Source organism: Bradyrhizobium sp. UFLA05-89 (assembly GCF_059803475.1).
Window position 1 is genome coordinate 1 of sequence record NZ_JBANBA010000046.1, and the last position, 26,342, is coordinate 26,342.

Here is a 26,342-nt window from a genome sequence, read left to right on the forward strand (position 1 = left end):
TTCAGGAGATCCTCGGGCTCGACGTGACGGAAGATCTCGCCGGTGCGGCGATCTTCCGGTGCCATCACCGAGGCACCAAAGCCGATCGAGGTCGACCGGCCGCGCGCCGAGATGATCTTCTCGAGGCCCGAGAAGGCGCCGCCGCAGATGAACAGGATGTTGGTGGTGTCCACTTGCATGAACTCCTGCTGCGGATGCTTGCGGCCGCCCTGCGGCGGGACCGAAGCCACAGTGCCTTCCATGATCTTCAGCAGTGCCTGCTGCACGCCCTCACCCGACACGTCGCGCGTGATCAAGGGATTGTCGGACTTGCGGCTGATCTTGTCGATCTCGTCGATGTAGACGATGCCGCGCTGCGCGCGCTCGACATTGTAGTCGGCGGCCTGGAGCAGCTTCAGGATGATGTTCTCGACGTCCTCACCGACGTAGCCGGCTTCGGTCAGCGTCGTCGCATCGGCCATCGTGAAGGGCACGTCCAGGATGCGGGCGAGCGTCTGCGCGAGCAGCGTCTTGCCCGAGCCGGTCGGACCGATCAGCAGGATGTTCGACTTCGCGAGCTCGACGTCGTTGTGCTTGGTCTGGTGGTTGAGGCGCTTGTAGTGATTGTGCACCGCGACCGACAGGACCTTCTTCGCATGGCTCTGGCCGATCACGTGGTCGTCCAGCACCTTGCAGATTTCCTTCGGCGTCCGAGTACCGTCGCGCGACTTCACCAGCGAGGACTTGTTCTCCTCACGGATGATGTCCATGCAGAGCTCGACGCACTCGTCGCAGATGAAGACGGTCGGTCCCGCGGCCAGCTTGCGGAGTGTATCCTTGGAGAGTGACTGAACCGCTATGGCGGCCTCAAACCACATCCAGGTGGTCATAAGCGGGAAGATGATCATCTGCAGACCTCGTGCATCGTCGTTGTCAGAGAATAGTGATGGTCAGCCGCCGGATTTCGTCGCCAACAGCCGTTGGAAAGCGTTGATCACGGAATCGAGCGCAGTTAACGCCAGCGCGTCGTCGACGCGGCCAGCAGGAGCCTGCCGCAGCACCTCGGACTCATAAAATGAGGCTGCGTAGGCGCGACACGGCTTCTCTTTGTCGGCCGCATTACCGGGTTCGCTGTGTACAGTCGCCGAGACCGCGCGAGCGGCGTTAACATCGCTGTTTAACGCCGCGAGCGGCGTTAACATCGCTGTTTAACGTGGACCCGCCGCAAGCCTGGGAATGTAAACGCATTGATCAGAGCAGAAGCGATGAGAATAGTGTGATGCTCCCAATGATCGGACTCCACAACGCGAGTTGTTGCGAGAAGATCTACATTTCTGCCGGTCTATCTTCTATTGCACGTGGGTTGTTTAGGGTATTGCTTCTCGGCTCGCCGCTCGTAGTAGTCGGCAAGAGCCTTAAGTTGAGCCGCAATAGCTTGGTCCATCATGATTTTGGCAGGGCGAAGCAAGGTCCGCGCTGTCTTCAAATACTCCTTGCCTCGTTGTGAGTTCTGAAGCGTCATGACGCCCGCGCGCGGTTTTCGGGCGACTGGTCGAAAGCGATTTGGAACCAGCCCATCCAATTGTGGTTACTTTGCCGGCGCGCCTTCAAGGGATCGACGGACTTCATGGAGCAAAGCGGCGTTCGCCACGAATAATGCCGGACGAGACCAAACTTGCCCTCACAGACTGGACATCGCAGGGCCTTGTCAGACCCGTAACTTTCCAAGCGGCAAGGCACTGTTCACTCCTTTCGGCCTTTGTGCATTTCGGCTGAACTAAGACGGGATTGTCACCAACGGGTCAATTGAGCGCAGGTTGAGCTCGGGCATCCAAAGGGAGCGGGACGATGATACGAGGGCTCGGACGAGCCCCGGAGTTCGCCCGCCACGATCCCGCGACTGCTTTCGTCCGGAGGAAGCCTCAATCACAAGCCATGCCGGAATGGTTCGCAATCAGGCTCGCAACTTCGCGTTGAACATGTGCTGCGCTCCGGGGGACCCCGGCGCTGTCCATGAACATGATAACATCCTCAGACGGGCTCTCGGCGAGGCTGTGGAGGGTTTGTCAATTGTCTCTCTGATCTGCATGTCGGGCCTCCTGGCCTGCGATCGTTAACAGAACGCTGACTTCGACTCGTACACGTGCGCGGGCGACGATGGTTGCAGATTGAGTTCAAGCCGGTTGAAAGGAAAATCACCTCTCGCCATGGAGTTGATAGCCGACCGTTATCGGAACGGCTGAGGCACGCCTGGGTCCTGCGGCCAGACTGCGGCGCTCGTTCACGAGGATTCGCTCGAGCGGAACTCTCGGCCGGCGCGAAGAGGTCTTCAAACTCCAATCATCAGACCTCTGTATTACACGCGGTTATGGAGATCATAGCTTTACCGGAGAATTTCGCGGCGATAACGCAGGCTGCCCTGATGGGGTCGCGAGACAGCGGCCGACGGCCCGCACCTCGCGGCAATCAGGATCGCGAGCACGAACATGACCCAGAGCATGGAAGGACAACCTGCCCCTGAACTCCCGCGGCCGCATCACCTCAGTGCGCATTGACAGCCAGCTCGCTATCACCATCGACGAAGGAGCCACGGCAAGGGCCGTCGCCGGGCTGGGAATTGCCGCGTCGGGCGAAAACAGCGCGTGGGCAGAGCTCGAGGCCGGGCAGTTCGTGCGGATGCTGCCTGACTGGGACTTCGGCTCGATAAAAAGTGAATGCGCTCTTCGTCAGCGGAATGACCATAAAGCCTGCCGCCCGGCATTTGTCCACTTCCTACTCAGGTAGCTCCGAACTGATCCCAGTCCTCGCCACCTCGTCACGCACTAGCTCGGCTCTCAGAGGCTCCAGAAAGCGTGTCCGTGAGTCCAAACCAATAGACCGAGCCGTTCCAACGTGTGTATGCAAGCGCATCCATGCGCCATGATTGTGGCGTGCCCCGCACATCGTCGAGTGCAAAGGCTCGTCAGCATGGCAGGAGCAACTGGAGAACAACCCATGGAGCTTCATCAAGTTCGCTACTTCCTCGCCGTCGCGTCCACGCTCAACTTCACCCGCGCGGCCGAGCAGTGCAATGTCACGCAGCCCGCCCTGACCAAGGGGGTGCAGAAGCTCGAGCAGGAGCTCGGCGGCCAGTTGATCTACCGCGAGCGCCAACTGACGCAGCTCACCGACCTTGGGAAGGAAGTCCTTCCAATGCTGGCGCGCACGCTGACCTCGGCAGAGACGGCGCGTCGCAGAGCCAAGGAATTCCAACGCAAGGAGGTCGCGCCACTGAGGATCGGCCTCGCCCCCTCTATCTCGGCCTCGCTCGTCCTCGATCTGATCGCTGAGATCGAAACGTTTGTCCCTGGACTTCAGGTCGAGCTGCGCGAGAACGCAGCGGAGAAGCTCGTCGACCTCTTGCTTGAGGGGGAGATCAACGCCGCAATGGTCGGGGAGATTCGGGACGTGCCCGCTCGCATCGACGACTGGTTGCTGTTCGAGGAGCGCTACGTCGCGGTTCTCGCGCCGACACACCGGCTCGCAAACCGCCCCTCGATCGGCATCGATGATCTCCGCGAGACCGTCTTGCTGGAACGCACCGGATGCGACGTCGCCGCGAAGATTCAACGGTCGTATTTCCCCGAGGAACCGTCCCGCCTGGGCCACTGCAGCGGTCACGACTTGCACCTGCAGCACATGGCCGCAGCTGGCCTTGGCGTGATGCTCGCGCCCGAGCACATGCCGAGCCTTCCGACGCTCAAGACCATTCCGCTCGAAGGCGACCCAATTTCGCGGGAGGTGCGGCTGCTGGCTGTCCAGGGGCGCCGCTATTCGCCGGCCCTGGACGGTTTCGTGAAGGTCGCGCGGCTTCGCGACTGGTCGGTCAAAGTCCCCCAGCGGAGCGTGCCGCACGCAACGCTGCCGGAGATGGCGAGCGCGACCGCATGACCACGACACGCACGCCGGCGGTCAACCGCTCTCGGCCAATCGATCCGCGGCCTGACGATCTCCCGCCCGTGTCAAACCAGACCTACAAGACACTCGCCCAGATTCGCACCGAGCTGTTAACAACCTTGAGCGCCGCGGACTGGGACACTTGTGGGGTAGCTGCGCGACACGGACGTGGTATCGCAGACGTTGAAAGTCTGAGACGCCGTGCCGGACCTTCTCCTCCCAGACGCCGACGGCCGTCTCCACTCCTCCGAGCGACTGCGCGGCAGCGGATCCCCCGTCCTGAGTTTCGTCCGAGGCGGCTGGTGTCCGTTCTGTACCGCCGAGCTGTGCGCGCTGCAGGTCGCGAAGGATGGGTTCGAGAACGTCGACGCGACCCTCGCAGTCGTGACACCCGAGACGAGGGACTTCCCGCGGCGGCTTGACCGGAGCCTGGGCTTGGACCTGAATGTACCCAAGAACGAAACGACGACCTTCTCGGCTGGCATTTCACAGGAAGGCAAAGAGACCTCGCCCGACCTCAGCCAATAAAGGTTAAAGCTGACAACGTCGTCGCCCGAGAGCGCTCGCGCGAATAGTCTGGTCCGCTTTCAATCGCGAGGCTTCCGCACAGTGACGTCGTACCGCAGTCCCTCGTACACGCATGCGCCATAGCCCGTTCGGTATCGCGGCGAGCGCCGATTCAAACTCTTTTTCCAGCAGTGTCAGACCCCTCTCCGCGGGCAAGTGATACGACCCGCGGCAGATCGAAATACCTCCAGCGTCGATTCTCACGGCATCGTTTCGATAGCCGGAGGTGATTGGACGGTCGACAACGAGGTGCCTATCTTGATACCGAACAATAAGGAGTACCGCGTATGCAGCAAAACCCCGAAGCGGTCTCGAAGTTGACGCCCGAGCAATACCGCGTCTCGCAGACTGGCGGGACCGAGCACCCCTTCACTAACAAATAGTGGGACAACAAGGAGCCTGGTCTCTACGTCGACGTGGTTTCCGGCGAGCCGCTCTTCGCATTCTTCGACAAGTTCGACAGAGGGATGGGGTGGCCGAGTTTCACGTGGCCCCTTGAGGCCGCAAACGTCGTCGGCAACGTTGACAGCTCGCACGGCATGACACGGACCGAGATTCGCTCCAAGCACGGTGACAGCCACCTTGGTCACGTTTTCCTGGATGGACCGCGCGACAGGGGCGGGCTGAGATACTGCATGAACTCGGCCAGCTTGAGGTTCATCCACCGCAACTACTTGGAGAGCGAGGGGTACGGCGAGTACGCGAAGCTCTTCGCAAAGCAGGAGGCTTGACGATGGCAGCGACCACAGAACGCGCGATCCTGGCAGGGGGATGCTTCTGGGGAATGCAGCAGTTGGTGCGGCGCCTGCCCGGTGTCGTCTCAACGCGGGTCGGCTATTCGGGTGGCGACGTCAAGAACGCCACGTACCGCAACCACGGCACGCACGCGGAAGCGATCGAGATCACGTTCGACCCGAGTCAGACGAGCTTCCGCGACCTGCTGGAGTTCTTCTTCCAGATCCACGACCCGACGACTCCCAACCGGCAGGGAAACGACCAGGGCGCAAGCTACAGGTCGGCGATTTTCTACACGAACGAGGATCAGCGCAGTGTCGCCCAAGACACCATAGCCGATGTTGAGGAATCGGGGCTGTGGCCGGGCAAGGTGGTGACCGAGCTTTCGCCCGCTGGCGATTTCTGGGAGGCCGAACCTGAGCACCAGGATTATCTGGAACGCTATCCGAACGGCTACACCTGCCACTTCGTCCGCTCGCAGTGGAAGTTGCCGCGGAGGAACGCCGCCTGACTGATTGCGGAGTCGGTGGCCTGCGGCGGGCGCAGCTCCGCGGCGTCTGTGTAGCAAGCCGTCTGCCAAGGATCCTCGCCGCTCCTCGCGAAGTCACTCACAACGCCACAAGGTGGTGAGGTTTGGACGCCGGGACGCGGCGCGCGTCTTCGGCCTGTCCAGCGCGGACGTGCCGACGCAATTAGAAATTCCCCTTGGACATGCATTCACATGCGTGAGGTCGTCCAAGCGCTATAGGGTCACCTCGAGAGGGATTGAAACCGTTGCGCCGCCGCGCGAGCAGCAAAGGACACCCCATGAAATTATCGAGGATCGTCGGCCTGGCTGTCGCCGTCTCGTTCCCAAGATTCTTGCCCCGCCCACCGGAGGATTGCGCCATGGTGGCAACAACCGAGACGCTTCGCGGCGTCGTGCGCACTAGCGTAGCCAACCCATCCTCAAGCTGCAATCCGCGGAACAACGAGCTTCTCTTGCCCTCGATCTTGTTTCGGACGTAGCAGACGCCACCTACGACGACTACGCAAAGGGCTCCGCGATTCAATCGGTCGCGGTCAAGGTGGACGCCGCGAGGATGGGCGAAGCGGCCGCTGCTATCGGGGCGCGGATCGAACGCGAGCTCGCGAAAGACCTCGGCTACATCGATCCCAGCCTCGGGGCCCCGACTACCTTATCGGCAGCGAACTGCCCGGCGCCGACATTTATTTAAGTTTCATCGGAGAGTCGGCGGGCCGGTCCATTCGCGCTGCCCAAGTCTCGACGCCTGGGTGCCGATTCCGGTCGCGTCTAGCGTACCTCGCGGCGGTCGCGGGCGTCGGGCCACGCTCTCGCGGAATGAACGCTTCTCACGCGGCGTTGGCTTCGTCGATCGCATCTTCGGCCGGAGTCGCGCTTGAGCACGGGGCGCGCTGCGCTTTGGAGCGGTATTCTGACGGGTCGCTGCCGTAGTACCTGCGGAAAGTGCGCGTAAAGCTGCTCCGGCTCTGGTAGCCGGCGTTTAGGGCGACCTGGTCGATCGAAAGCGCGTTGGCTGCGAGCAGGTCAGCGGCGTGGCGCATCCTCACGCGGCGCAGCAGTGACATGGGCGACTCTCCGAAGGCGGCGGAGAACCGCACCATGAAAGCTGAGCGGCTGAGGCCGACGGCGTCCGACAGACTTTGCACGGTGTGCGGAAGGGACGGGCGCGAGGCCATCTCGGCGAAAGCCCGTGCGATCGGCGGGTCGCTCAAGACCGAGAAGCGCTCCACCCACACTTTCGTTGAGACCAGGCAACGCCGAAGCAGCGCGAGCAACACGAGCTTCAGCAGCGCCGCCGACATCGGCTCTCCGCCGACGTCCTGCGCCGCGAGCGCGGCCATTGCGTAGGCCATTACCCGGTCGAGCTGGTCGTGCACGTCGAACGTCTCAACAATGGGCGTTGCAAGGGATGCGAACAAGTCCAGTGCCGGCCCGTAGTTGGCTCGGAAGGTGCCACACGCAAGCACTAGGGTCGGCTCGCCGTCTCCGACGGTGTGCCGGTGCGTCGACCCCGGCGCGAAGGCGCCTTCGCTGTGCTTGCCGACGTTCCGTGGTGCGGTCGGGCGCTCCGTCGCGGCGATTGTCATCGCTCGCCCAGGCGGGACGATCACTAGCGTGTGCGGCGTCAGGCGTATGGGCGTTTCGTCGTCCGAGATGATGAACCCGGCGCCTCGAAGGCAGTAGTGGATGGTGGAGGATTCCGCGCGGGCAACCGCCAGGTGGGCACCCGCCGCAAGCACGCACTCCGACAGCCTGACGAAGTTGATGTCCACCGTGGTCATCAACTTGTCGAGGTCTTGTCGCGATATACGCCAGAAGGGCTCACCTGCCACGTCCAGAAACCTTTTATGGTGCTCAGCTTCACATCAGCTCGGCTTCAGGACAGCGGGACGACGCCCTCTCACGCAGGCAGCCAGCCTGCGCATCCGGGCGAAGGGTCCTTCCGCGCTCCAACCTGATCTGGGATTTTGGGTCTTCGTTGCCTTCGACTGAAGACGCTGAACAAGTAGCCAGTCGCGGCTGACCGAGTAGTGGTTGCAGCCGAATTAGATATATTCAGCCGCAACATGAATAATCCGGCTAAACGTCTCGGCGACCGGCGAAGCCTTATGAATTCACGCGAACGCATGCCGACGTGCGTCAGCAGGAGACCCCGAGCCTCGATCGCAGAGCCAGGTTCGTGACGGACCGATCACGCGCGCGGGAGTCAGACGCGCAGCTCGTGCTGTCACCGCGGACTGCTCGGTCACCGCGCAACACCTACCGTTGGCGCGGCCGGGGTCGCTCCCCCTTCCAACGCGGCAGCGATCGCGTTGTCGACGCGTTCGAGCCACCCGAACTCAAGCTTCTCCCGGGCGCCCGCAGGGATGCCGCCGTAGTCGCCGCAGTACGGGCGAGCAGCATGACGCGCGCCAAGCCCGCGGCCGCGGCGACCTTCTTCTTGATCCCGCCTATGGGCAACAGACGTTCCGCAGCGAGATTCCCCACGTCATGGCCCCGTCGCTTCGGACCTGTGACGAGAGACACGAGAGCTGTGAACATCGCGACCCGGGCGTTCGGTCCGTCCTTTGGCGTCGCACCTGCGGGAACGCGGATGTGGATGTCGCTTGCTTCAACCACGTCGAGGCCAACACGGCTCGCGCGGGCCATGGCGAGGTAGCAGCTTCAGGAAGTTCTGATGCACTATCTCGGCGCGCGGGAGCGCGCCAAGCGCGGCGGAGAGCATGCGGTTGACGTGGTCCGCGCCCTGCATCGAGTCTCTCCTGAGTTGCGGTTTTGCGGCGCCTCCGCGAGGTGACATGTCAGCGCGGACTTCGCCCGGCCCGAGGCGAGAGCGCGAACACACCGAACAGCCGCTTTGTCGTCCTCCGACGCCTACGGCACGCGCCAGCCCGCACGCTCCGCGAGCGCGCTCAATCCTTCGTGATCGTATTTCCTCGAACTCTCTGTGTGGATCGTCTTGCCCTCGCGGAAGTGGAATCGGCATTGACCAATCGAGGCCCACTGGTCTGTGAGGTTGAGCAGCTGCATCTCGACCGCTCTTTCGGCGTCGTTCCACCTCGCTACGTGCCGGAGGCGATCCAGGTGGAAATCGCCCCCGAGTTCCCTGTTGATGCGGGCGTGCCGCAAAAGCTGTCCGGCCGAGGGCACGTATCGCGGCCAGCGCATGTCGTTTTCGAAGCGTTGCGACGCGATTGAAAAAGAGTGATCGCGAAATGCCCTATCAATGTCCCCCGCCCGACACGCCAGACTCTTCGACGGCTGATCGCGGACGGGACGGACGCAGGCGCGCACAGCACTTTTGGACGACGATACCTCACGCTATCGAATGCATGTCCAAAGGGAATTTCCAATTTCGTCCGCTGTATCCGATCTTTGGGTCTGCTGGCGCGGCCGAACACACGCGGCCGCCTCGACAAGGACTGAAACTATTGCGCCGGGCCGTGGTGAAGCGCGGGCAGCAAGGAGCCCCGATGAAATTACCGAGGACTGTCGGCTTGGCTGTCGCCGTCTCGCTGCTCGCCGCCACCGTCGGCGCTCGCGTAGATCAGCGGCGCGGCTTCGGCCGGTCGACCGTGAACATGCGTCAGGCAGACTGAGCTCCGCATGAGGCGACCCTTCTTTTAGCGCAGAGAGAAGGACGCCTCGCACATGGATGATCACGCAATTATGCCGCGGAACAAAAGTGGACTGCAACTCCGATGACCAATGACCAGAGCGACAAAACCTTCCATCTGAACCGTCAAGGCCCTCTCGGCGTTGCCGCTGCCACGGGGGCTGCTTCGCCGGCTCCGGGTGTCCTGATAGGCACCGCCGCGACAACCGCGGATCTCGCGGAAGCATTCGGACCGGCCCTCTCCCAATCCGCGGATGCTTCCGCGAGTACTCTCGCTGCCAAGTCGCCTTCGCCAATCCCCGGCTATCTGTCATTTGGCCCGGACGACGCCGGATTCGTCGAGGTAATGGTCAACGTGATGTGTCCTGCGGATGTGCTGACCATCGACCGACAAGTGAGGGGCGGTTTCGGTAACGGCGCGCGCCTTTATATGCGCGGCCCCTGGCAAGAGGGTAACCCTGAACCGGGCTATCAATTGCCGCTCACACCCAAGCAGTTTCACAGGCGGCACGATCATGGGCAGCCATCCCGGCACCAGCATCGTCTCTCCTCATCTGCAACACTGGAATGCGGAGAACCTGTTTGTCGGCGGTGCATCCATCTATCCCTCCAATGCCGGCTACAACCCGACAGGCTCGTTAGGGGCGCGCTTCGACTCGGCGACGATCTCAACGATTACGTTGCGTGGCCGCGCCACCTCTAATCCCGATCCAAAGAAAGGATATTCCCAATGAAAGGCGCAGGAAAGATTGGCGCGATTATCGCGGCGCTTGTATTTGCGGCAGCAACCGCGAATCCAAGCTACGCGCAGGACGCCGAGCACGGAAAAACCATCTTCAAAGCTTGCGCAACGTGCCACGCTACGGATCAGGCGGTTCGCGTCGGGCCGGGTCTGGGAGGAATCATCGGCAGGAAGTCGGGTACGGTTCCCAGCTTCCACTACAGTGACGCGATGAAGATGTCCAATATTGTCTGGGATACGAAGATCCTCGACGCGTATCTGGAATCGCCACAGAAGGTGGTTCCCGGAAACAGGATGCCCTACGCTGGGCTGAACAACCCAACGGACCGGGCCGACCTCGTTGCCTATCTTGCCACGTTAAAGTAGCGGCTCGTTCAGCGAGCGTCAGCAAGACACCATCCATTTGGACATTAACATCGATACGCCGACTAATGTGTTGGACCGGCAGAGCACGCGCGGCCGCTTCGACATTGATTGAAGCCACGAGCGCATGGAGGTCAGCGTGTCCGCCCGGACTATGACATCACTGTTCCTGTCATGGCGTCCCTGATGCCCTGCATCAGGCACGCCATGGACGACTATCTCGACGCGCCAAGTGCTCGAACGGTCCAAGGGGTTTGAGCCTGGGAGGATTCTTGGCGAGCGACTTACGCCCGACATGCTAAGTTCGGAGATCAGTTCTCCGTAAGCTGCACCAGCCTCTGCGGAAGTTTCGGCTCCTTCGTCCTTTGGTTTGACACCGATCGGCGCTTTCACTGGCTCAACGATGACGGTGATCGTCAAAAAGAGACATTTCGTTATTTTTGAAAGCGAGAGGTGACATTTTCGGCCACGTAACCCGGCAGGGAAATAGGAGAAAAATAAAGAAGCGACTCTGCCTTGTGAGTTTATATGAACATCGAAACGATCAAGACTCGATGCGCTGACGCAAGGCGACACGCAAAGGCGAGTTTTCAAAACTGTCTTGTAAATCGTCTCGCACATCGGTTTCTTTGTGGCGACTCTATAGGTTGATGATGGAAGCATTAATTCTCCCGCGGAATCGCAAGAGGTTGCTTGAGAAGCGCTTTGACTCCTTGGCTCTGGTTCCCACGGCGGCGGCGATTTGTTATCCATTTCTGCTAAATGCTTTTCACGCTGTCGTCGGCACGGAAGCCGTAAGCCCACCACCGCTCGCAATCGCCAGCGCGACCTTCATCCTGGTCGTTGCGTTCGTCGTGCCGTTTCTTGGGATCGCTCTGGCTTGTCGTCCCACGTCCGACCCCGGTTCAAGACGCCTCGCTTATGTCAGCGTCGTCTCGCCAACGCTCTATGTCTTTCTCGGCGTCGTCCAGACCTTGATCGAGAGTCCTATTCCCGACGAGGTCGTCTGGTGCGCGATTTGGCTCGGGATCACGATCTGGTCGCAGTCTGCGCGAGATCCGGTCGCTGCAACTGTGCCTGCAGTCGGGGGGTGGCGGGTTGTCCACGGGGTAACGGCCGCGGTCCTGTCCATATATGTGGTGTTTCATCTCACCAATCATCTGTTCGGCTTGATAGGGCCGGATGCGCATGCGGCCGTTATGAAGATCGGACGGGTGGTTTATCGCTCTGCCGTAGGTGAACCGTTGTTGGTGGCGACCATGGTTTTCCAGATTGGCACCGGCCTCTTTCTGGCATGGCGGTGGAGCGCCGCGGCGCATGACTTCCAGCGGACCTATCAGGTGGCTTCGGGAACCTATCTCTCACTGTTCATTCTCGGCCACATGAATTCGGTCTTCGTCTACGCGCGAGGCTTTCTCGGCATATCGACGGATTGGAATTTCGCGATCGGAGCCCCGACTGGGCTAATTCATGACGCATGGAATATCCGTCTGCTGCCTCACTACGCGCTCGGCGCCTTCTTCGTCCTGAGCCACCTTGCTTCAGGGCTAAGAGTGGTACTGATCGCACACGGTGTCGATCAACGTAATGCCGACCGCCTTTGGGGTGTCTGCGTCGCGACGAGCACCATCGTCGCGGCCGCGATCATCGCGGGAATGTCCGGCGTCAGGATCGGTGCATTGGCTTCGTGACTTGCGAAGTGATTATCGTGCTCGTATACGCCGCTCCACGCAAAGCGCGGGAATCCCCGACCGGGGTGGCGCGCCGTGTGAGAGTTTCTCCTTTTTTGTCTCCTGTCGGACGCTCCGGGAAACAACGGAGCGTCTCGTCTTGTGGCGGAGCGAAGCGATGACCAGCGTCCGGCGACCAACGAAGGCTCTGAAATCGTCGTGACTGGCGGCAACGTCACTCAGCAGAGTGGCGGTGACTGCGTGAGAGACGGGCGCGGTGCACGGCACCAGTCGAGGCCTTCGACGTGATAATCTTCGGGCCGATCTTCGGAGCGAAGGCCCACTTTTCCCGTGCGATCCTCCCAGGGATTCCTCACTCGAGCTATCTAAAGCGCGCTGCCGCTTTCTCATGTCGGAGATGATGAAGAAAGGTGGTCGGTGTCACTTTTGTTACTTGTCGGAAGGAAAACGAGAACGCCGAGGTACTGCCAAAGCCCACATCCGCCGCGACCTGCGAGATCGCCCGCCCCGCAGAGAGTTGATCGATTGCGAGGGCTATTCTTGCTCTTTGTCGCCAGGCTTTAAAGGTCAATCCCGTTTCTAATGGAAACATGCGGCTGATCGTACGAATCGACGTTGCGGCGCGAACGGCAAGGTCACTTATGCCGAGTAGCATCTGCGAATCCGCTAACGCCAGATCAGCGACGCGTCTTCCGACCATGCTTGTTGGCATCGGAAGGAACACCGGAACGTCGGGTGTCTCGGTAAGCTCGTGAAGAATCAAGCGGACGGCAAGCTCGGCTTTTTCGGACTGTGTATCGACGTTGAAGGCGGCAAGGATTAATTCCCGTAGAAGCGGTGTAACCGCCAAGGCGAATATGTAATCGAGTGGCCTTTCCGGCGCCCACTTCTGTAAAGCCGATGGGTGCCAATAGATCATCCGTAATTCGGTATCGGAAAGCATGTCGACCCGATGAGGTATGCCGGCTGGCATCCAGAGTGCAAGTTGGGGCGGGACGAACCAGCGTCCTGATACGGTGTAGACCTGGAGCATCCCGAAGCAGCAAAGATCACTTGTGCTTCTTCATGTGCGTGCAGTCCGACGGCCGCACCTCGGGGGAACGTCCTGCTAAGAGTCCTGAACGGCATCGGTAGCTGCGCTTGGCGCGTCATATACGTCGATTGGCCACTCATCGTTGACACGTCTTGGCATCATTGCGCGATGAGCCGGTCGAGCGTCCCGTCGCAGTCCGTGTTGCCCATGTCGATCCCGACACCTCTAACGAGAGACCTCATGTTGAAGAGAATACCGGTCACTGGTGTGCAGTTATGGCCAACACAACTCAACTGTTCGCATAACACTAAACACTTCGCGCCGGAGATTGCATCCTGATGGGCGGCGTCGAATGTTTAACCGCGTCGAAGCGCCGCCGGGCAATGCTCTGCATCTTGCTTGGACTTACTCTAAGTTCCCTCGGAAGCGCGATCGTGAATATCGCCTTGCCAAATATCTCGCGTTCATTCGCAAGCAGTGACGCGGCGACCGTTTGGGTCGTGAATGCCTATCAGCTTTCGGCAACGGTATGCTTGTTGCCCGTTGCAAGTCTGGCCGAGTCACTCGGTCTGAAGCGCGTTTATGCCGCCGGTCTAGCTATTTTTGTTCTCGCGTCGTTGGGTTGCGCTTTCGCTCCAACCTTGCCGATGCTGGTGAGTGCGCGCTTGATTCAGGGCGCTGGAGCGGCCGGCGTTTCTGTGGCCGGCGTTGCATTCGTACGTGTGATCTATCCGCACCGCATGGTCAGTAAGGGCCTCGCGCTCGTCGCATTAGCGGTGGCGATACCCGGAGCATTGGGGCCTACCATGGCCGCGACAATACTTGCCGTCGCAAAATGGCCCTGGTTGTTTCTGGTGAATGCGCCGTTCGGCCTCGCGGTACCGCTATTTATTGCACCTGCACCACCGGACATTCGGGTTGCTCGCTCTCTCGATCTGACCGGGACCGCTCTCAATGCGTTAGCGTTCGGGCTTTTCGTCGTCGATGTCGCGCGCTGGGTGCTGGCGCATTGCGATGGGAGAGATCGTAGCAGGTCTTTTCTGTTTTGGCCTCTTCGTTCGACAACAGCTCCAGCACCCTATGCCAATGTTGCCATTCGATCTTTTTCGTGTACCTCTGTTCACCCTATCGATGTGGACATCTGTCTGCTCCTATGCAGCACAAATTCTGGCTTACGTCTCCTTGCCGTTTTTATTTGAGACGGGGATGCATCTTTCGGCCGTGGAAACAGGTTTTCTTCTGACGCCCTGGCCGTTCATGACTGCCGTCACGGCTCCGATCGCCGGTCGCTTGACAGTCCGCTACCCCGCCTCGGTGCTTTGTAGCATTGGTTTGGCGTTGTTGGCGGCCGGTTTGCTTCTGACGGTCTTCTTGCCGACAACTCCGGCGAAGTGGGATGTCGTATGGCGGCTGGCGCTTTGCGGTATCGGCTTTGGTCTTTTCCAGACCCCAAACAACACGGCGATGATGACGGCTGGACCCATAGGGCGTAGCGGGGCTGCAAGTGGGATGAATGCTGCGGCTCGCTACGTCGGATGGTCGCTTGGTTCCGCGTTGGTCTCACTGATCTTCGGCTTGGGCGGAGATTATGGCGCGGTCTTTTGTTTGGCCGCCGGAATGGCCTTCGCTCTGATGGGAGCCGCGACCAGCAGCGCTCGTCGGTTCAGGTAGCGTCTCCGAATGCGGGACGCCTGCACCTCGTCGAAGGTTGTGTGGCGATGTGTTCGCCGCTAGCCAAACGTGGCTTTCGACGTGCCGCCGCCGAACTCGGGGTACAGGAATCGACGATCAGCCGTGGCATCCGAGAGTTGGAAGATGAAGTCGGGGTTGCTTTATACGTCACCCTGGTGGCGTAACGCTCACCAATGGGGGCAGAGTTATGCTCGCGTGGCGAACGGTCGTGTCGAATACGCCTTAGAAGATGGTGGTGGCCGGAGTCGGGGTTATTGCAGCCGTAAGGGCGCCGCCGATCGAGGTCACGGCGGCAACGGCGAGACCGACCTCGTAGCCAGATTCGAAAGACGCGACACCGGCGGCCAGCGCCACGCCGATGAGCTGCGCAATCCGGCTCGCCGCATTGTTGATGCCGGAGGCGAGCCCCTCGTTCGTCTGGTCAACGCTCGACATGACGGATGCGGTGAGCGGTGCCACGAGCACTGCGAACGACAGGCCAAGCAGCGTCATGGGTGCGATAACGCCAAGCATCAAAGGTTCCTTCTGACCGAGCGCCATCCAAACATACGCCAGAGCGGCCCCTGCCGGTCCCGCGATAAGCATGGTTCGCGCGCCAATCTTGTCCGCCAACCTGCCGAAGACATTCGACAGGAGTCCCACGCCGAGCGTGAAGGGCAGGAATACCAACCCGGCATCGGTCGACGACAGAGCGCGGCGATCGACGAGATCGAAAGGTAGCAGGAAGAACATGATCGAGATCCCCGTATAGATCATCAGGGTCGCGACGTTCAGCCCGAGGAAGGCGTGGTTCTCAACTAGGCGGGGCGGCGTCATCGGGTGTTCGCTTCTGCGCTCCCAGAACGCGTAGACCGCGAGCCCAACAATGCCGAGCCCGGCGACGATCGCGAGCGCCGTGCCTGTCCGGGCCGGAGCGTCCGCGGCGCCCTGAGCTTCACTAGGTCCGATCTGGCTGAGCGCCCAGGCGAGCGCCCCAAGCGCGGAAGCCAGGATCGTGGCGCCGATCACGTCGAACGGGCGTCGGATGCGGCCATCTTTGGGCGCGAAGACCAGCAGAACTCCCACTGCTACGAGCGCGAGCGGCGGGTTGATCCAGAACACGGAGGGCCAGCCAAGGGTTTCGGTTAGCCAGCCGCCCAGGACAGGACCTCCGGCGGTGGTAAGAGCCGATGCAGCGGCCCATACTCCGATCGCTCGATTTCGCTCCGCGCGCGGATAGGTGGCCCCGATCAGGGCGAGACTGGCGGGGGTGACGATTGCTGCGGCCGCTCCCTGAACGAAGCGCGCGGCGATCAACCAGGCGGGCGAAGGCGCCAGAGCGCAAATCGCGGACGCCAGACCGAACAGGACGCAACCGAGCGCGAGCATGCGCGCCTTGCCGTAAACATCGGCGAGCGCGCCGCCGATCAATGTCAGCGAGGCGAGCGCCAGCATATACCCGTTGAGAACCCATTGAATGGAGGCGAGGTCCGCACCGAGATCAGCGCGCAATCTCGGCAACGCGACGGGCAGCGCCGTCCCGTCGATGAACGCCATCGAGGATGCGAGCACGCAGGCGGCCAGCACAATGCCCCGGTGCCGACCCGCCTCTCCCCGTCCGAGCTCTCCCGGGCCCGATTCCGCATCGATAACGCCGCGGCTGCACGGCTCTACAAACGGCTGTGCCATTCATCGACCTCTCCGCTATCTGCCGCTGGTCGTCAGTTCTTTGCCAAAGATTTGAGGTGGCGGACAAAACCGAGCACATCGTCGGGCATCAGACGGCCGATCGCGCGGGTCGAATAGACGGCAGTAACCACCCGGCCTTCGGGATTGAGGACGAAGCCGGTCGCTTGGAGACAGACGGGACCGTCATTGACGAAGGCGCCGGTGACTGCGGAAACCGCTCGCGCGTTGGCGCCGTAAGCGACTGGCAAACCTAGCTTGTGCTTTTCGACGAGCGTTTCCGACTTTTCCCGATCGTCTACCGATACCGAGACGACCTTGATGTCTTCCCCAGCGAATTTGTCTGCCGCTCGCGCGAAAGCGGCAAGCTGGGCGTTGCAGTACGGACACCAGGAACCGCGGCGGAACAGGACCACACCGAACCCACTGGCCAGATCGCCAGGTAAATGCATTTTGCAGCCACCGACGCGATCAAAGGTAAGAGAAGGAAAGACATCGCCATTTCGCAGCATCACAATTGCTCCGTTGTTTGAGCTGCCTGGCGCTCAAAGTGCCCGCGGTTCCCGCGAGAACGCCTGTCGCATCCGGGAATAGGATAACTTCGCTGATCCCACCTCCGAGAGGCGTGACGGCTTCGATGACGTCGTTGCGAGCCTCCTGACTTCTCAATCCGGCATCGCGTGTCGGTCGCGGCACCGAAATTCTATGACGACGTTTTGGAGAATGACATTGCAGCGCAAGCGAGGGAAATCACAACTTGGCATCGAGTCGATAGACGATCGTTATTGCCGCTTGCCACACCGCGTGATGCCATAGCAGGAATGCCACCAGCCGGATCTGCAGGGATTCTAAACCCGTTCCACCCCGGCATTTCACTGGGGAGATATTGTTTCCATTCCCACGCGTTTACAGCGACGATGAGGTGTCGAGCGCGTACGTAGAGACGGCTGCTGCTCTAGTCTCCAGCCGGCGAAGACCGTGCCGCCTGTCCGCAACTCACCTAGGCAACCCACTCCTCAAGCGTACTGTCGCGTCGGGCGACATAATCACTACGCCATGTTCGGTTATCGGTTCAGGGGCTGACTAGCCTGACCAACGGATTTCCGACTCCTGCAGAGTGCGATGTCTTTGTTCATCGCATGGCCTTATTCCAACGTGGCGCCGTGCGCTCGAATGTCAAATCGGTTATTGGTTGCCTGACTCTGCGTCCGTCGCTATCGCACCACAATCAGCCAGAGACCACATCGAGTTCAAGCTTATTGGTCGACGGTCCCAGGAGCGCACCAACCGCATCAAGCAACCCGCCGAACACCCGAAGAACCACAGGTGTGTAGAAAGACATTTCTACTCGAGCGCTCGTCTGACCTCCTGCGCGGGTCGTTACCGTCTGAAAGCTTTAGACCCGGGCCGGAGAGAATGAAAACAATAGCGATCCGGCATTTCTAACAACGCACAGACGGGAATACCTTCCCCATACACCTCATCGATACTTGGTGGCAGCACGGGGGCCCATCGATCACAACGCGGTCGATCCGCGTTCGTGTGTGCGGCCCCTACTCTCGATGTCCAAGAACTCGATCGAGCAGCCCAGCATGAAGGAGTTGCGCCATGCCCTTTCGCTTCATCGCGAAGTCTATCCACACCTACCTAATCGACTATCCTGTTGCCATCGTCTTGATGGTTGCACCAGTCCGGCTGAACTCAGTCAAGAGCAGTCCTGTCGCGCTGTGGCTTTCGGCCGTGCCCCGCGGCGCGGCAGTGCTGCTGCCGGCTTTCACGGACCATGCGACCGGGCTCCTCTGGGTCATGCGTTACTGGCTGCATCTCTGGGTGGACCGCGCATTGGGTGCAATCTCCATCACTGCCCCCTCTGCTCTCCATTTTACTGGGTTTGACGCCTGGCACTACTGGTTTCTCGCCGCTGGGTTCTTGCTGACGACCTCAGTTCTCAGCGCGCCCGAGGTGAGCGCCGCCCAGCGCGCGAAACTTGCCACGCGGAACTACCATGTGAGAATCGGTTCCGATTTGGCGCCGCATCGCGTTGCAGATGCGATCGCAAGAAAGCTGTGTCGTGGTTGAATAGACTGTAGCTATTGACACTACGATCGAGGCCACATATGGCCACCTAACTCTTCGATCGCAGTAAGACCCGCGCGTGAGTTAGCGGAGGCGGCGCCTACATTCTACGCTGCGGGGCCTTGCTCCAGGGAGACCGAGCTCTTCTTCCATCGATACGTTACTTGCGCCATTCAGGTGAGTGGTCGGCTAGCGGTTACCCCATGTCGGTGTTGATCGCGAATTCCTGGGACTACCGGATTGACGAAGCTGATGAACTTCGTGTGGGCCGCCATTCGACTGGGCAGCATAATCATCAAGACCGATGCTAATGGTTCGTCCAAAGTAGCGTGAGCCTGAGCACTCTTCTTGCCGTGACCCCGATTGGCCGCCGTCAGCCTTTAAGGTGGGGGAATACTGTGGTCATTCCATTACCTTACATCCACACCTTTCCAGAATGCGATGTAGCCTTTGATGACCACAGCTGCATCGGAGGGCTCGGCGTAATACCACGCTGCATCTTCATTAGTTTTGGCATCGACGACAAGCGAATAGTAATTCGCAAGACCCTTACATGGACACCGGCTGGTCGTCGTGCTCTGCCTAAGATATTGCGTATTGACGGAATCGGGCGCGAAGTAGTGGTTGCCTTCGACGATAACGGTCTTGTCCGATTTCGCTACCATTGTCCCGTTCCACGTCGCGACTGCCATTTCTCATTCCTTACTATGCGATAAGCTTGAGCCGATACAATCCATGCTTGATCCGTTCGGTCGGCGCTAATTAGAACACTATCAGGCGACGGCCACAGCGCCGATCCCGTACAGAAGCAGGTTCCTGGCGAGTGGACGACGCAAAAAGAGATTGACTAACCAGGCCCGTTACAGAAGCCGGATGGAGCGAAGCGCAATCCGGGTTGACGTCATTGCGGATGCTCCCGGATTTCGCTTCGCTCCATCCGGGCTACGATCTCCGCCACCGTCACACCGGCAGAAACCGCTTCAAGGCGGGCAGGAAGAAGATCGCGACGTTGATCGTGCTCCAGAAGATGGAGCGCAGAGTCGGGCGGTTGCCGAGATAGGTGAAGACGTAGGCGATCCGCACGATCAGGAAGAGCGCGGCGAGCTCGTCGACCAGGCGCTGCGGGGAATCGCGGAATTCGGCGAGCAGCACGGCAATCGCAAAGAAGGGGAAGGTCTCGATGCCGTTCTGGTGCGCGCCCAGCGCGCGCTGGGAGATGGCATCCTCATAGAAGGCCGGGTCGCGCGGCTTCGAATTGTCGAAACGACCGAACCTGATCCATTCGATCGAGGCGATCGTCGCAAGATAGAGCAGCAGCGCCCCAAATACGCACCATTCCGCGAGCGTCATGGTTCCTTCCCCCCTAGCTCGCAACCTAGCGAAGTCGGCCCAATCTTGACAAGTTCGGTCCAACGCGCGAACCCGTTGGGCCATGACGCGCGTTCTCCCGATCGACACAGCGAAGGCCACCGCGGCACCGGCCGCCTCGCGTGTCGGCGTGCTGCTGGTCAATCTCGGGACGCCCGACACCGCGGATGCCCCGGGCGTGCGCGTCTACCTCAAGGAGTTCCTGAGCGATCCCCGCGTCATCGAGGACCAGGGCCTGGTCTGGCAGTTCGTGCTGAACGGCATCATCCTGCGAAAGCGCCCGCGCACCAAGGCGCTCGACTATCGAAAGATCTGGAACACCGAGAAGAACGAATCGCCGCTCAAGACCATCACCCGCTCGCAGGCCGACAAGCTCGCCGCCGCGCTCGCCGACCGCACGCATGTCGTGGTGGACTGGGCGATGCGCTACGGCAACCCGTCGATCAAGTCCGGCATCGATGCGCTGATCGCGCAAGGCTGCGACCGGATCCTGGCGGTGCCGCTCTATCCGCAATATTCGGCCTCGACCTCGGCGACCGTCTGCGACGAGGTGTTTCGCGTGCTCGCCCGCCTGCGCGCACAGCCGACGCTGCGGGTGACGCCGCCCTACTACGAGGACGAGGCCTATATCGAGGCGCTCGCGGCCTCGATCGAGGCGAGCCTGGCGCACCTGCCGTTCAAACCGGAGCTGATCGTCGCCTCCTTCCACGGCATGCCGAAATCCTATGTCGACAAGGGCGACCCTTATCAGAGCCACTGCGTCGCGACGACCGAGGCGCTGCGTCGCCGGCTCGGCATGGACGCCTCAAAGCTGCTGCTCACCTTCCAGTCGCGCTTCGGCAATGAGGAATGGCTCCAGCCCTATACGGATGCGACCATGAAGCGCCTGGCGCAGGAAGGCGTGCGCCGCATCGCGGTGGTGACGCCGGGCTTTGCCGCCGACTGCCTGGAGACGCTGGAGGAGATCGCGCAGGAGAATGCCGAGATCTTCCGGCACAATGGCGGCGAGGCATTTGCCGCGATCCCCTGCCTCAACGACAGCGAGCCCGGCATGGACGTGATCCGCACCCTGGTGCTGTGCGAACTGCAAGGCTGGATCTGAGGGCGCTCCATGAAGCGGCGTGAGGTTCTGGCACTTCTCGGCGGCGTCGCCCTGCTGCCGCTGCCGGCGGTCGCGCAGCCGGCGGCGGCCGCGATGCGCCGGCTCGGCGTGCTCACGGTGACGGCGGCCGATGACGCGATCGGGCAGATGCGCGCGACGATCCTGGCCGATGCGCTCGCAACGCTTGGCTGGAAGGAGCAGGACAACTTGCGGATCGACTGGCGCCACGGCGGCGGCGATCGGGCGCTGATCGCACGGCAGGCCGGCGAGCTGGTTGAGCTTGGTCCCGACATCCTGCTCGCCATCGGCACGCCGTCGGTCGAGGAGTTGCGCAAGCGTGCCGCGGCAACGCCGATCGTGTTCGCCGTCGTCACGGATCCCGTTGGCCAGGGTTTCGTCAAAACCCTTTCGCATCCGGGCGGCAACATCACCGGCTTCACCGACTATGACGGGCCGATGGCCGGCAAATGGCTGGAGATGCTGGCGCAGATCACGCCGAAAGTCTCCCGCATCGCCGTGGTCAATCCGTCCACGGCGCCTTTCGCCGGCCTCATGCTGCCCGCGATCGAACAGGCGGCGCGCTCGCTCGGCGTGTCGGTTGACCCGGTGCCGGTCCATGACGCGGCCTCGATCGCGGCGCTCGCGGCCCGCAAGGGCGAAGGCCTGCTCGTCCTGCCCGATTTCTTCACGCTGGCGAATCGCGCGCGCCTCCAGGCGGCGGTCGCCGAGGCACGCATCCCTGCGGTCTACTGGAACCGGACCTTCGTCGATGAGGGCGGCCTGATGTCGTACAGCACCGATAGCGCCGAGCAGGTGCGGCGCGCCGCCGCCTATATCGACCGCACCGGGCGCTCTCAGCGTTCCGGCATTACGTGGAAGGGCGCAAGTCCTGCCGATCTTCCGGTGCAAAACCCCACCAAATTCGAGCTTGCGATCAACCTGCGGACCGCACGAACGCTCGGCGTCCACCATTCCGCCGGCGCTGCTTGCGATCGCCGACGAGGTTATCGAATAGCAGCCCGGATCTGCTAAATTAGATGGCGTGGTCCCCGAATGCGCGGTCAACCGTTGCGAGCTTCCTCCTCCTCGAAGGTGACGGGACGATCTGGACAGCGCCGGTCGGCCGCGTGCATCGATAGGCGCTTGTCGCTCACGGACGAACGCGGATGATGGTCTTCCCATTGATCCGCTTGGCCTGGTTGAAGGCGGCCACGGCGTCCTCGAGGGTCGACACAGTGCCGATGTTCGTCCGCAGTCGTCCGTCCCGCACCCGCTGAACGATCTCACCCAGCTGGGCACGATTGGACTCGACAACGAAGTCGACCGCCAGACCGTCGTCGGGCCGAGCCTCGCTCGGCCCGACGATGGACACCAGCATTCCTCCGGCTCGAACCAGGCGCGCGGATCGCTTCCCGATGTCGCCGCCGATGAGATCGAACACCAAATCGACGCCGCCGACGTCTTCCAGGTCGTCGTTCTCGAGGTCGACGAACTCTTGCGCGCCGAAGTCGAGCGCCTTCTGACGGTGGGGGGCGCGTCCGGTGCCGATCACGTAGGCACCGGCCTCACGTGCGAGCTGGGTCACGATCGACCCGACCGCGCCGGCCGCGCCGTGTGCGATGACGCTCTGCCCCGCCCGAAGGCGGCCGTGCTCGAACAGTCCCTGCCACGCGGTCAGGCCCGAGATCGGCAGGTTCGCGCCCACCGTGAAGTCGACGTCGCCCGGCAGCGGCGCGAGGTTGCGTGCTTCGACTGCCACGTACTCCGCCAGAGTGCCGTCGCGATACCAGTCGGCGAGGCCGAACACTCGCTGTCCGACCGACAGCCCGGTCGTGCCGTAGCCGAGGGCGGTAACCACTCCGGCCAGCTCGTGCCCAGGAATTGACGGTGTTCGGTCACGGTCGAGGCGATCGGTCCAGGTCGAAGGCCACGCCAACTCAGTCCCGACGAATCCCGACGCATGAACCTGAACGACGACGTCGTTTATCGCCGCCTGCGGCTCGGGCCGCTCCACTAGCTTCATTCCGGCCGTTCCCGCAGCCTGGTCCGTCACCACTATCGCTTTCATCGTCCACCTCTTCGAGTGTGGTATGTCGTCTTCATTCGAATTCCTTTGCAGATCACCGAAAATACGACGCAAAACTCGATGGTCTAATGACCTGTAGTTATGGAATCGATGCCATCGGCGTAAGAAGCAGAGGTTTGTACCGCACCTTTGACTTTCGCGCGCTGCGTTGACAGTTCCTTTCGGCGCAGTGGGCGGAAACTGATGATTTCGAGACGGCGCCGGTAGTCAACCGCGCGCCGGCTCGCCGCGACAGCCGGTCGGCGGGTAATTGGCGCGAGCGCGTGCGGCGCTGGTGTCGAGAGCCGTGCCGGAGCACCTGTCCGTTGCGGCACTTCCCTCCGCGAGGATTCGCTCGAACGGAACTCTTGGCGACCGCGACGAGGTGTTCACGTGCCGGTCCACTGGTCGCGACCGTATTACACGCGGTTATCGAAATCATAGCTTTACGAGTCGATTCTTTGCCAATAACGCTGTCGCGGTGAGCACGGTCGTCAGGCCGCGGCCGACGGCGTACAGCCTCGCGGCAATTTGGAATTGCGAGCACATCCGGGGCCGAGGTCGATTACGTCGCAGCACTCTAGGAGCGAGATACGACGATGTTTTCTGTGATTTTCGAGGCGCTCCCCAATAAAGAGAACTGGGATGACTACCTTGACTACGCAAAGATACTGCGCCCTGAGCTGGAGCAGGTCGAGGGCTTCGTCGACAACATCCGCTACAAGAGCCTGACCCGCGAGGGTTGGATCCTATCGCATTCGAACTGGCGGGACGAGAAGTCGCTCGTGCGCTGGCGGATCCACATGCGCCATCACGAGGCCGAGCAGAAGGGCCGCGGCGAAATCCTCGCTGACTACCACCTGCGCGTCGGCCAGATCACTGCTGACAATCAAGTGCCGCCGGGGTATGCCCTCACGGAGCAGAGGCTCGAGGAGACCGAAGTCGGGGAGGGAACGACGGTCACGCTGATTAACGCGACTCGCCCCGCGGAGTGGAAGCAGACCAACAACCCGTATGATTGCGCCGAGTGGCTTGGCCTAAATCCGTGGGCCGCCGACACCACCTCCTGGGACATCTTCGAGGCCTTGCTCAACCCCGGCGACCTGATTCTGCTTATATCCTGGAAGGACGCAGCTGCAGCTCAGGCCTACGAGGACACTTCCGCGCTGAATGACAAGGCGAGGGTCCGGAGAGTGCGGATCGTGCGCGACTACGGGAAATACGACCGTCGTGAGGCGCCTCAGTATTACGCGGACGCCAAGGGCGGCGAGACGCTCCACGCCTGATATTGCTCCGTGCAGGACCCCGAGCGGACTGAACCGTGGCTTCAGCGTCGACATGCTCGTCGAAGCTTAACCACCCTCCTTCACTATCTGAGAGAAGATTTGTTGCCAGCCAGGTCCTGAACAGGGCTCTGGCTTCGCGCGTGAGTCGGCTCCTTGAGCGTGCCCACCGACGTGGACACGATGGACGAGGACCCGGGCACTTGTTGGCGATCTCGGTGTCCCATCATGCTAGGTCTTCAAGGAAAGGCGGCAGCGCGGCCCCCAGCGAGCGGCGGTCGGCACATGTGAAAGCCCAGATGCGTTCCCAAGAATCTTTCCTGGCTGCATCTGGGCTGTGCCGTTACGCTCCCATCATATGAAACTCCCAGAAGGCCGCTTGGAGATGGTCGACGTGACCGGATAGAGTTCAGAGCGAGCCGGCTGGCGTAACGACGGGAAAGTCCTTCTCGGGATCGAACACGTTATTGAAAAAGTTCGTCAGAGAGTACATGGCCACCAGCGCGACGATCTCCATGACGTTCGCATCCGTGTAGCCGGCCTCGCGGACGGCTTTCAGATCGGCGTCACTGACATTGCCTCGAGTCTCGACGACTTTTCGCGCAAACTGGACGGCGGCGTCCCGCTTCGGGTCGGTGGCATGGCCCTTTCGAGCGAGAATGATTTCATCGGCCGGCAGCCTTGCCATATGCTCAGCCGTAAAGCTGTGAACCGTCAGACAATAGTTGCAGCCATTCACTTCGGAGACAGCAAGGCCGATGCTGTCACGGGTTTTCACGTCGAGCGCTTTGCTCAAGGAGCCGAGCAGGGTGGCCCAGGCGTTGAACGCGATCGGGCTCTGCGCGAAGGTCGCCATCATATTTGGGGTGAACCCGATGTTCTTGGACAGCGCATCGAGCGTCGGTTTGCAGTCGGCCGGCACCTGTTCCAACTTTAGAGCTGCGGTTCTTGGCATCGTAGTCTCCTGATAACTACACGAGATCCAGCACATCAGCCACCGGACGGCGCGGCTTCTGCGGCCAATTTCCCGGACGCTCCGCCCCTACGGACAACAGCATGACCGGTACTTCGTCCTTGGTCAGCCCGAACTCGCGGTGCACCGCGTCGGCATCAAAACCGATCATCGGCGTCGAACCCAAACCCAGCGAACGGGCCGCATAGATCATCGCCGCCGCGCCGAAAGTGCCGGTGCGTACTGCTTCGTCGCGCTGACGCTGCGGGTACTCCATGTACAGATCACGTGCGGGGATCTCCCATTCCGGCACCATCTCTGCCGGCATGATGCCTGCTTCCACTAGTGGTGCCAGACGCTCTGGTACTACGCTGGAATCGGCCAACTGGCCGCAGACGATGAAGGTAACGGCCGCTTCGGTAATCGCGGGCTGACTCCAAGCGATCGGACTCAACCGAGCTTTGGCTTCAGGCGTGCGCACGGCGATGAAGCGCCAGTTCTGCAAGTGGAACGATGTCGGCGCGGTGGTGCCGATTCGCACTAGCTCGCAGATTTGGTCGTCGCTCAAGGTGGCGGCGGGGTCGTAATACTTGGCGGCGCTTCGGCTCAGGATACATTCGATGACGGCGTTGGTCATGGTGATTCCGTTGGTCATGGTGCTCCCGTTGGTAGTGGTGGTACTTAAGCGTGTAGGAAATGTTGTGGCGATGGAGCCCAATTGACATCTCATGCCAGGGGCCATGGGTAGTTCCCTCAGGTTACCGCGGCGAGTCTGCTAGACTGGATGTCGCCGGCCACCGTCACAACTATTGCCTTCATCGTCCAAAACCTCGTGTGCGGTGGGTCGTCCTCTCTCGAATTCCTTTGTACACGAATGAAAATATTGCGGCGAAACTCGATGAGCCAATGACCTTTGGTTATGGAATCGATGCCATCGAGGCGGCGCGCAAG

Annotated in this window: 28 protein-coding genes and 1 pseudogene; 16 read left to right on the top strand and 13 right to left on the bottom strand. The window is 61.2% G+C overall.

Going from position 1 to position 26,342, the window contains the following annotated elements; genetic code table 11:
* Together clpX and SO139_RS23205 are read right to left on the bottom strand one after the other, a co-directional pair.
* A partial coding sequence (clpX, locus tag SO139_RS23200) for an ATP-dependent Clp protease ATP-binding subunit ClpX (RefSeq protein ID WP_498540668.1) occupies nt 1-869 on the bottom strand: 869 nt, incomplete at its 3' end.
* Nucleotides 870-929: 60 nt separating this feature from the next.
* The gene (locus tag SO139_RS23205) at nt 930-1,181 is read right to left on the bottom strand and encodes a hypothetical protein (protein ID WP_498540619.1); all 252 of its coding nucleotides are present in this window, start codon (nt 1,179-1,181) and stop codon (nt 930-932) included.
* A gap of 1,342 nt (nt 1,182-2,523) precedes the next feature.
* Between SO139_RS23205 and SO139_RS23210 the strand changes: the two genes are divergently transcribed.
* The 5 genes and pseudogenes from SO139_RS23210 (at nt 2,524) to msrA (ending at nt 5,728) form a co-directional block, all read left to right on the top strand.
* Complete coding sequence (locus SO139_RS23210) at nt 2,524-2,763, top strand: hypothetical protein (RefSeq protein WP_498540620.1); 240 nt, start codon at nt 2,524-2,526, stop codon at nt 2,761-2,763.
* 210 nt (nt 2,764-2,973) lie between these two features.
* Nucleotides 2,974-3,909 carry a LysR family transcriptional regulator gene (locus SO139_RS23215; RefSeq protein WP_498540621.1) on the top strand — a complete coding sequence of 312 codons (936 nt, stop codon included), beginning with the start codon at nt 2,974-2,976 and terminating at the stop codon, nt 3,907-3,909.
* Between the two features lie 207 nt (nt 3,910-4,116).
* Complete coding sequence (locus tag SO139_RS23220) at nt 4,117-4,443, top strand: redoxin domain-containing protein (protein ID WP_498540622.1); 327 nt, start codon at nt 4,117-4,119, stop codon at nt 4,441-4,443.
* Nucleotides 4,444-4,769: 326 nt separating this feature from the next.
* Nucleotides 4,770-5,213: pseudogene (gene msrB / locus SO139_RS23225) on the top strand (peptide-methionine (R)-S-oxide reductase MsrB).
* A gap of 2 nt (nt 5,214-5,215) precedes the next feature.
* A complete protein-coding gene (gene msrA / locus SO139_RS23230) occupies nt 5,216-5,728 on the top strand; it encodes a peptide-methionine (S)-S-oxide reductase MsrA (protein ID WP_498540623.1) in 513 nt (170 codons plus the stop codon).
* Nucleotides 5,729-6,570: 842 nt separating this feature from the next.
* Here msrA and SO139_RS23235 read toward each other — a convergent pair.
* The 3 genes from SO139_RS23235 to SO139_RS23245 all read right to left on the bottom strand — a co-directional run bounded on the left by SO139_RS23235 (nt 6,571) and on the right by SO139_RS23245 (nt 8,911).
* Complete coding sequence (locus tag SO139_RS23235) at nt 6,571-7,524, bottom strand: AraC family transcriptional regulator (RefSeq protein ID WP_498540624.1); 954 nt, start codon at nt 7,522-7,524, stop codon at nt 6,571-6,573.
* Nucleotides 7,525-8,002: 478 nt separating this feature from the next.
* Nucleotides 8,003-8,392 (bottom strand): S16 family serine protease, encoded by a 390-nt coding sequence (locus SO139_RS23240; RefSeq protein ID WP_498540625.1) that lies wholly within the window; start codon nt 8,390-8,392, stop codon nt 8,003-8,005.
* Between the two features lie 225 nt (nt 8,393-8,617).
* The gene (locus SO139_RS23245; protein WP_498540626.1) at nt 8,618-8,911 is read right to left on the bottom strand and encodes an L-histidine N(alpha)-methyltransferase; all 294 of its coding nucleotides are present in this window, start codon (nt 8,909-8,911) and stop codon (nt 8,618-8,620) included.
* 305 nt (nt 8,912-9,216) lie between these two features.
* On the opposite strand from SO139_RS23245, the gene SO139_RS23250 reads away from it, so the two are divergent.
* From SO139_RS23250 to SO139_RS23265, 4 genes are all read left to right on the top strand, one after another.
* Nucleotides 9,217-9,342, top strand: a complete 126-nt coding sequence (locus SO139_RS23250; protein ID WP_498540627.1) for a hypothetical protein — start codon at nt 9,217-9,219, stop codon at nt 9,340-9,342.
* A 529-nt stretch (nt 9,343-9,871) separates the two neighbouring features.
* Nucleotides 9,872-10,093 (top strand): GMC oxidoreductase, encoded by a 222-nt coding sequence (locus SO139_RS23255; protein WP_498540669.1) that lies wholly within the window; start codon nt 9,872-9,874, stop codon nt 10,091-10,093.
* On the top strand, nt 10,090-10,467 hold the full coding sequence (locus SO139_RS23260; RefSeq protein WP_498540628.1) for a c-type cytochrome: 378 nt from the start codon (nt 10,090-10,092) through the stop codon (nt 10,465-10,467). Before SO139_RS23255 ends, SO139_RS23260 begins: the two co-directional genes overlap by 4 nt.
* A gap of 686 nt (nt 10,468-11,153) precedes the next feature.
* Entirely contained in the window at nt 11,154-12,155 is a 1,002-nt protein-coding gene (locus SO139_RS23265) for a hypothetical protein (RefSeq protein WP_498540629.1), read from the top strand.
* Nucleotides 12,156-12,516: 361 nt separating this feature from the next.
* Here SO139_RS23265 and SO139_RS23270 read toward each other — a convergent pair whose 3' ends face one another.
* Nucleotides 12,517-13,098, bottom strand: coding sequence for a helix-turn-helix domain-containing protein (locus tag SO139_RS23270; RefSeq protein ID WP_498540630.1), 582 nt, complete (start codon nt 13,096-13,098; stop codon nt 12,517-12,519).
* A gap of 524 nt (nt 13,099-13,622) precedes the next feature.
* Between SO139_RS23270 and SO139_RS23275 the strand changes: the two genes are divergently transcribed.
* From SO139_RS23275 to SO139_RS23285, 3 genes are read left to right on the top strand one after another with little or no spacing between them, the layout of a single operon-like run.
* The gene (locus SO139_RS23275; RefSeq protein WP_498540631.1) at nt 13,623-14,387 is read left to right on the top strand and encodes an MFS transporter; all 765 of its coding nucleotides are present in this window, start codon (nt 13,623-13,625) and stop codon (nt 14,385-14,387) included.
* Complete coding sequence (locus tag SO139_RS23280) at nt 14,320-14,859, top strand: MFS transporter (RefSeq protein ID WP_498540632.1); 540 nt, start codon at nt 14,320-14,322, stop codon at nt 14,857-14,859. The genes SO139_RS23275 and SO139_RS23280 overlap by 68 nt, the downstream gene beginning before the upstream one ends.
* 47 nt (nt 14,860-14,906) lie before the next feature.
* Nucleotides 14,907-15,044 (top strand): helix-turn-helix domain-containing protein, encoded by a 138-nt coding sequence (locus tag SO139_RS23285; RefSeq protein ID WP_498540670.1) that lies wholly within the window; start codon nt 14,907-14,909, stop codon nt 15,042-15,044.
* Nucleotides 15,045-15,102: 58 nt separating this feature from the next.
* On the opposite strand, the gene SO139_RS23290 is transcribed toward SO139_RS23285, so the two are convergent.
* Together SO139_RS23290 and SO139_RS23295 are read right to left on the bottom strand one after the other, a co-directional pair.
* The gene (locus SO139_RS23290; RefSeq protein ID WP_498540633.1) at nt 15,103-16,548 is read right to left on the bottom strand and encodes an MFS transporter; all 1,446 of its coding nucleotides are present in this window, start codon (nt 16,546-16,548) and stop codon (nt 15,103-15,105) included.
* 32 nt (nt 16,549-16,580) lie between these two features.
* The gene (locus tag SO139_RS23295) at nt 16,581-17,057 is read right to left on the bottom strand and encodes a redoxin domain-containing protein (protein WP_498540634.1); all 477 of its coding nucleotides are present in this window, start codon (nt 17,055-17,057) and stop codon (nt 16,581-16,583) included.
* Nucleotides 17,058-18,153: 1,096 nt separating this feature from the next.
* Between SO139_RS23295 and SO139_RS23300 the strand changes: the two genes are divergently transcribed.
* Nucleotides 18,154-18,624 (top strand): hypothetical protein, encoded by a 471-nt coding sequence (locus SO139_RS23300; protein ID WP_498540635.1) that lies wholly within the window; start codon nt 18,154-18,156, stop codon nt 18,622-18,624.
* Between the two features lie 407 nt (nt 18,625-19,031).
* Here the strand turns inward: SO139_RS23300 and SO139_RS23305 are convergent, their stop codons facing one another.
* Entirely contained in the window at nt 19,032-19,313 is a 282-nt protein-coding gene (locus SO139_RS23305; protein WP_498540636.1) for a DUF427 domain-containing protein, read from the bottom strand.
* 268 nt (nt 19,314-19,581) lie between these two features.
* Nucleotides 19,582-19,971: an MAPEG family protein gene (locus tag SO139_RS23310; protein ID WP_498540637.1), complete on the bottom strand. Its 390-nt coding sequence runs from the start codon at nt 19,969-19,971 to the stop codon at nt 19,582-19,584.
* Nucleotides 19,972-20,053: 82 nt separating this feature from the next.
* On the opposite strand from SO139_RS23310, the gene hemH reads away from it, so the two are divergent.
* Together hemH and SO139_RS23320 are read left to right on the top strand one after the other, a co-directional pair.
* On the top strand, nt 20,054-21,091 hold the full coding sequence (gene hemH / locus SO139_RS23315; RefSeq protein WP_498540638.1) for a ferrochelatase: 1,038 nt from the start codon (nt 20,054-20,056) through the stop codon (nt 21,089-21,091).
* A 9-nt stretch (nt 21,092-21,100) separates the two neighbouring features.
* Complete coding sequence (locus SO139_RS23320) at nt 21,101-22,123, top strand: ABC transporter substrate-binding protein (RefSeq protein WP_498540639.1); 1,023 nt, start codon at nt 21,101-21,103, stop codon at nt 22,121-22,123.
* Nucleotides 22,124-22,241: 118 nt separating this feature from the next.
* Here the strand turns inward: SO139_RS23320 and SO139_RS23325 are convergent, their stop codons facing one another.
* On the bottom strand, nt 22,242-23,159 hold the full coding sequence (locus SO139_RS23325) for an NADP-dependent oxidoreductase (RefSeq protein ID WP_498540640.1): 918 nt from the start codon (nt 23,157-23,159) through the stop codon (nt 22,242-22,244).
* 596 nt (nt 23,160-23,755) lie between these two features.
* Between SO139_RS23325 and SO139_RS23330 the strand changes: the two genes are divergently transcribed.
* Entirely contained in the window at nt 23,756-24,442 is a 687-nt protein-coding gene (locus tag SO139_RS23330; protein WP_498540641.1) for an antibiotic biosynthesis monooxygenase family protein, read from the top strand.
* Nucleotides 24,443-24,848: 406 nt separating this feature from the next.
* On the opposite strand, the gene SO139_RS23335 is transcribed toward SO139_RS23330, so the two are convergent.
* Together SO139_RS23335 and SO139_RS23340 are read right to left on the bottom strand one after the other, a co-directional pair.
* Nucleotides 24,849-25,394, bottom strand: a complete 546-nt coding sequence (locus tag SO139_RS23335; RefSeq protein ID WP_498540642.1) for a carboxymuconolactone decarboxylase family protein — start codon at nt 25,392-25,394, stop codon at nt 24,849-24,851.
* A gap of 16 nt (nt 25,395-25,410) precedes the next feature.
* A complete protein-coding gene (locus SO139_RS23340) occupies nt 25,411-26,046 on the bottom strand; it encodes a nitroreductase family protein (RefSeq protein WP_498540643.1) in 636 nt (211 codons plus the stop codon).
* Between the last annotated feature and the right edge of the window lie 296 nt (nt 26,047-26,342).